Source organism: Citrobacter sp. (assembly GCF_050252275.1).
GTDB classification, from domain to species: domain Bacteria; phylum Pseudomonadota; class Gammaproteobacteria; order Enterobacterales; family Enterobacteriaceae; genus Citrobacter_A; species Citrobacter_A amalonaticus.
In genome coordinates this window covers 1-6,135 of the sequence record NZ_JBFWLF010000272.1, presented here as the reverse complement: position 1 = coordinate 6,135, position 6,135 = coordinate 1, and the positions used below count along the sequence as shown (strand labels likewise).

The window sequence follows — 6,135 nt, the reverse complement described above, 5'->3', positions numbered from 1 at the left end:
GTGAAACCTCATTTTGTGAGGAAGAGTGACGGTATTTCGCCGATCATCTCCGGCAACATAGCGACAACAGGCCGACGTTTTTTCAGCCTGAAGCATGTTCTGGTGGGAATAGCATTAACGATTATGAGACGGGCGTTTGTTCGTCAGAATAAAGATTTTACCTGGCAAGAAAAAATAAAACCGGCGCATCAGGCACCGGTTTTATCTGCGAGTGTTAATTATCGGTCAGGCATTTTACGCCGGTTTTTGCTCCGTTTTCGTTTGCGCGTTTTCCAGCATCCGACGCACCGGAACAATCAGCACAATCAGTACTGCTGCACAAATCAGCAATGCAATGGAGCAGCGGGCGAAGAGATCAGGCAGCATGTCCAGTTGGTCAGCCTTAACGTGCCCACCAATCAGACCCGCCGCCAGGTTACCTAAAGCGCTGGCGCAGAACCACAGGCCCATCATCTGACCCCGCATTCTTTCGGGCGCTAACAGCGTCATGGTCGCCAGACCAATCGGGCTCAGACACAGCTCACCCAGCGTCAGCATCAGGATGCTGCCCACCAGCCAGAACGGCGATACGCCTGCTCCACCGTTGCTCAGGACATTCTGCGCCGCCATCATCATCAGGCCAAAGCCCGCTGCCGCGCACAGAATACCGATAACAAACTTGGTGATACTGCTCGGGCGCACATTTCGGCGCGCCAGTGCCGGCCAGGCCCAGCTAAAGACCGGAGCCAGCAGGATGATAAACAGGGCGTTGATCGACTGGAACCAGACGGCTGGAATTTCGAAATCACCGATCATGCGGTTGGTGTAGTCGTTCGCGAACAGGTTGAACGAGGTTGGTTTCTGCTCAAACGCCGACCAGAAAAAGGCCGCAGAAACCAGTAAAATAAAGCAGACCAACAGTCTGGCGCGCTCTTTGCGGGTCAACCCGGCAAACACGAACAGATAGATAAAGTAGAGCGCCACAGACGCGGCAATGACGTAGACCAGCATGCTGGCAACGGCGACCGGATTAATGACAATCACGCCCTGGGCAATCAGCGTCACAATGATGGCAACACCAACGGCCAGCGCCAGCAACCAGCGTCCCACGCCGTTTCTCTTCACCACCGGGCTGTTCCAGGTCGAATCAAGCCCCACTTCGCGGTCATAGCGTTTCATGGAAGGAACGGCAAACACGCGGAAGATAATCAGCGCGACCAGCATCCCGATCCCACCGATACCAAAGCCCCAGTGCCAGCCGTGAGATTTGATTAACCAGCCAGAGATCAACGGGGCAATGAATGACCCCATGTTAATCCCCATGTAGAACAACGAAAAACCGCCATCGCGGCGGGCATCGCCTTTCTTATAGAGGGTTCCCACCATGACCGAGATACAGGTTTTGAACAGACCCGACCCCAGCACGATAAACATCAAACCGATGAAAAACAGGTTGTCGCCCATCCAGGCCGACAGGGCAATCGACAGATGGCCGAGCGCGATCAGGATCGAGCCGTACCACACCGCGCGTTGCTGCCCGAGCCAGTTATCCGCGAGCCAGCCGCCCGGCAGCGCTGCCAGGTACATACTGCCGGCAAAAATACCGACGATAGCAGACGCATTTTCCCGCGCCAGTCCCATGCCACCGTCGTAGACGGTCGCGGCCATGAACAGAATCAGTAACGGACGAATGCCATAAAACGAAAACCGTTCCCACATCTCCGTGAAGAACAGTGACCCCAGCGGATAGGGATGGCCGAAGAACGTTCGGCTTTCGTTTTTATTAACAGAGGAATGCATAATTTCTCCCGCAATGGTGTGTTGTCTTGCTTGTAGCCGCTGAATTACCCGCCGACCATTCATCTATCTGGTCGATCATTCACATCCAGCGAAATATTATTTAACCATTTGATAACCATAAGACAGTTTTGTCTAGTGCCAACATCGGGACTTTAAGATGAAAACTCGATAGATGTCTAGTTTTGTAGATTTTCTGTTTGATAAACAAGGATAATGATTGACTTTAAAGGCTTGCAAATAATTGCCTATCAATTTTTTAATAAACAAGGTGTTATCTACAAGCATTGTCCCGGGAAGCGCGAAGGATCGAGCTGTATCTTCCAGGGCATTTTTTTACTGAGATACTTGCACGGGAGGTTCAATCGCTTCGCCGTCGCCCGAATGACATAGCTGAGTCCTGAGGATGAATCATGCCCTTGCCAGGTAAGGTTCCCCGTTATAGCGAAAAAGCCCGACAGCGTAAGCCATCGGGCATCGGGTTTCTCTGGTTGCAGCGCAGAGCAATTGTCGTTTATACCGTCTCTCGACGTCCCATCAGGGCGTAGAGCTTGCCGGCAAAGGTTTCACTGACCGGCCACTCTTCAGCGGCAATACGGGTCGTCGTGTGAAAACCGCACTGCGCCAGCAACTGCAAATACTCGTCATCCCGCCAGGCCCGCGTCTGGCTGCTAAAATGCACAACGCTGGCGTCGGCCTTGAGCGCCCAGAACGTCGTGGTGCTGGTTTGCGTTTCTTCATTCCAGCGATTTTCGCTCAATAACAGATGCGGTTCGGCGAGAAACAGCCCCTCTGGACACCGCTGCCAGGACGCGGGAGCCATCCCCTGTCTTTTGACTTCGTCAAACGTATGCACTTCAATCAGCAACTTGCCCCCCGGCTTCAGCCAGGCTGCACTACGCGCCACCAGCCGTTGCGCATCCTCAAAACTGAAGACATTGATTTCACCGAAGGTCATCATAATGAAATCAAACGTGCCATCAGGCTGGTAGTCGCGGACGTCCTGTTCCTGATATTCAATATCCAGCGCTGTGCTCTGCGCCTGTTCTCGCGCCCACTGCACAGAGGCCGGAGAAAAATCGACGCCAGTGCAATCAAATCCGCGCTGCGCGAGACGTTGAGTGTAAAAGCCGGGGCCGCATCCCAAATCAAGTATTGTTGCGCCCACGGGAAGCTGGCGGGCGATCCAGTCGACCTGTTGTTCAATGACCGAGAGTTTACGACTGGCCCAGTCGTGTTCCTGCGACAAATGGTTTTCCAGCATCCTGCGGCTGAAATCCGGATCATTCCACGGGATCTTTCCGCCCGTTTCACGATCGTTGTATTGTCCACTCAGAAGTGTCAGTTCAAGAAGATTCATCCGTTGATCTCATCGTAATGTACCTGGTGGCTGAAATATCGCTCCAGCCTGCCTTCACAACGGGCGCATTATCTCATGCTTCCGGGATTATTTACCCCGCTCCAACTCACACCTATTCAGATTTGTCAGCAGGAAAATCTGATAAGCGAACAGGATTAATCACCTTCAGGGTTTTATTTTTGTGTTGAATAATCCCTTGCTGCGCAAGTTTTATCAGCGCACGATTGAGTTGCCTGACAGAAACACCCAACATGGCCGCGAGCGACTCTCTTTTCTCCAGTTGAATTGTGGCGCCTTCGTTTTGCGTTTTAATAAGTAAGAATTTACGCAATTTAGATTCCACCGAAATCGCGCCACTGGAATGGATCAGTGAATTATGCAGTAGTTTATGACTTAAATTCTGGCACATAAAAAGAAGAAAGGCGGGATCGTTCATCGCATGTTCTTTTACGGCCTCGACCGGTAGGGTCAGTAACCATGAGTCCGTTAATGCCTGAACGGAACCGACGGCCTTACTTTTCTTAATGGAGAAAAGTTCCATTTCGCCAACCACCGAAAAAGGCGTTTCAAAAGAATAAACCGCGTGCGTCCCGTTTGGATTATGGCGCTCGACCTGCAGTTTACCGTCAACCAGGAAATAGAGATGCGTCAAATAGGTGTTTTGCGTCATCAGATACTCCCCGGCATCAATTTTGACCAGACGCAGTGTCGCTAACAGGGAGGGGTTAATTATCGCCGATAACCTGTTCGTTAAAATAAACCGCTCTTTTAAGGCACTGTCATTGATATTTTTCATCTTCCCCTCGACGCAATCCCATTTTCCCTTTATGGGATAGCACAATAAAGTGAGCGCGGCGATAACAAAAAGGACATCTGTCCCTTTTACTATCGCCAACTCCCTGTGTAGTCACATTGATGCGAATTGACTGCTGTGCGTACCACACCTTTTCATGACGTGTTCAGGAACTCAGTTCCACTTAAGTGTCATCAACCTGTCTTCACGGCAGGAGGCACCAGAGGTCTGCGCTACCGACGCTGGAATATATTTGTTATGCAAATAAGATGTGGCGCTCATTTTTTGAACACAGCCAGCCCTATTCTGTGAACCGTTTTCAGGAGGTCAAAAACATGAAAAAGCTTCTGATAGGTTGTTTGTTCGGGAATACGGCAAATTCTCTTGCCAAAAAGATGCAGGTACTGGCTGAAAGCCGCGGCTATCCTCTCATGATAAGCGCGGTGGGGCTGGATAATTTCGAAAGCGTGGCGCCCGCTTTCGACGGTTTTCTCATAGCGCCGCATATTCAGTACAAGCTCAATGACATTTATGACATTGTCGGAAGTGCACGCCCTGTCGCCATTATTGAAAGCCTGCCCTACGCGTCGCTGGATGCGGAGAAAGTGTTAAACTTTGTGAAGGAGAAAATGCCTGAGCTGGCAGCCTGACGCCGCAACGTATTAGCCGCTTCCGCTCATGAATAAGAATAACAGGGGCAATCTCAAAAAATTAAACCCGGTGCGTTACGCCGGGTTTGTCTATGTTAATAAAGCGTCACCCTTTCAAGAATTTCCAGCGTCTTCGGCAGTGCGGCCGCCCAGGGCTGGCTGCTGCCCATCTTGATGTTGGGCTTGTTTTTACCGTGGAAATCGCTGCCGCTGATCGCCAACAACGCTTTATCCAGCGTGAACTGATAAAGTTCGCGACGAAGTGCTTCATCATGATAGCTGGAAAAAACCTCCACGCCCTGTACGCCGAGCGGCAACATTTGCTCAATCACCGACAACGGCTTTTCCTTTACGTTGGCGCCGATATGCGCAATCACCGGAATACCGCCGTTATCAATAATCATCGACGCCATCTCTGCCATGGGCGGCAGTTCAACCTTCACATGACAGGGTTTGTCGCGGCCAAAAAAATCCCAGAAGAAGTTAATCAACGGCATGTCGCTGCGAGAGTTCCCTGCCCGGTACGGCAGCAACAGTTCATGATTCGCATTGCGCGCATCCTCTAAAATTAACTCCGCCATCTGCTCTTCCTGCGGAACGCGATCGCCCGCCAGGGCATACAGGCGATCGACGTCAAGCTGGAACCCGAGCGCCCGAAGTTTCGCCAGTTTCAGCGGGGTCGCGACGCTTTCCAGATGGTGGAAATTCTGCTCGACGACGTCAAAATCCCGACAATCACGACGAAAACCGTAGCCCAGCAGATGATAGTTATTACCCGCAAACGAGCAGTCAATTTCAATGCCCGTCATCACTCTCACAGCGTTTTCATTGCCATAGTGAATAGCTTCCTCAACGGACCGCGCCGAGTTGTGATCGGTTATCGCCAGCACCGCCAGGTTCGCCGCTTTCGCCATTGTCAACAGATCGCTGACAGGGAAATCCGCATCGTCGCTGTATACCGAATGCATGTGCAAATCGATACGCTTCATCATCTTCTCCTTAAGCTGATATTCAGGTACTGCAGGCACTATATGACCAGGCAGGGGATTAATACAGCGACGCGCGCGCGAAAATTCTGAGTTTGAAAATCAGTAGAAATATCGGTGCGGGTTAATCCGTTTCTCATAAGGAGAACCCGAGGGGAGCATTACGTTTGTCCCCTCATTGTGAAAACGATTAATTTTCCGAATAAAGGAAATAATCAAAATCGGCATAAATGCGCTCGCCGGTGAAATCCAGGCAACAAAAAATGAAAAATCAACAAAGGGATATCTCTATGATTGATAATCTGGAGACCTCATCGAAGACTTCCGACTTTAGTGGAGAGTGTCTCATGACACTCTCCACTAATATCTGTCAGAACATATAACGGAAATTCGCGTTTATCGCGTTATCCACGTTGTATTTACCAAAGGCGGATTTCTCAAACTCCAGCCCGAAGCGCATGTTGTCCTTTATCTGCGCGTTCATGCCGACATTGAACAACATCCGGCTGTCCTTCTCCCCTTTGATCCGTTTCTCTCCGGACGCATCACGAAGTACGGTCTCGCCGTTAT

At 50.8% G+C, this 6,135-nt stretch carries 5 protein-coding genes and 1 pseudogene; 1 reads left to right on the top strand and 5 read right to left on the bottom strand.

From position 1 onward, the window contains the following. Positions 1–234 precede the first annotated feature (234 nt). The 3 genes and pseudogenes from AB7E14_RS19070 to AB7E14_RS19060 form a co-directional block, all read right to left on the bottom strand. A complete protein-coding gene (locus AB7E14_RS19070; protein ID WP_043001668.1) occupies positions 235–1,779 on the bottom strand; it encodes a peptide MFS transporter in 1,545 nt (514 codons plus the stop codon). Positions 1,780–2,302: 523 nt separating this feature from the next. Next, a pseudogene (locus AB7E14_RS19065) lies at positions 2,303–3,136 on the bottom strand (class I SAM-dependent methyltransferase); the annotation flags it as partial. 112 nt (positions 3,137–3,248) lie between these two features. Continuing rightward, positions 3,249–3,932: a Crp/Fnr family transcriptional regulator gene (locus tag AB7E14_RS19060; RefSeq protein ID WP_428169798.1), complete on the bottom strand. Its 684-nt coding sequence runs from the start codon at positions 3,930–3,932 to the stop codon at positions 3,249–3,251. A gap of 332 nt (positions 3,933–4,264) precedes the next feature. Here AB7E14_RS19060 and AB7E14_RS19055 point away from each other — a divergent pair, with 332 nt between their 5' ends. After that, positions 4,265–4,579, top strand: coding sequence for a PTS sugar transporter subunit IIB (locus AB7E14_RS19055; protein WP_099433210.1), 315 nt, complete (start codon positions 4,265–4,267; stop codon positions 4,577–4,579). 95 nt (positions 4,580–4,674) lie between these two features. Here the strand turns inward: AB7E14_RS19055 and AB7E14_RS19050 are convergent, their stop codons facing one another. After that, a complete protein-coding gene (locus AB7E14_RS19050; RefSeq protein WP_316961983.1) occupies positions 4,675–5,571 on the bottom strand; it encodes a PHP domain-containing protein in 897 nt (298 codons plus the stop codon). Between the two features lie 364 nt (positions 5,572–5,935). Beyond that, positions 5,936–6,135, bottom strand: a 200-nt coding sequence (locus AB7E14_RS19045) for an autotransporter outer membrane beta-barrel domain-containing protein (protein WP_428169797.1), incomplete at its 5' end; no start/stop codon positions are given.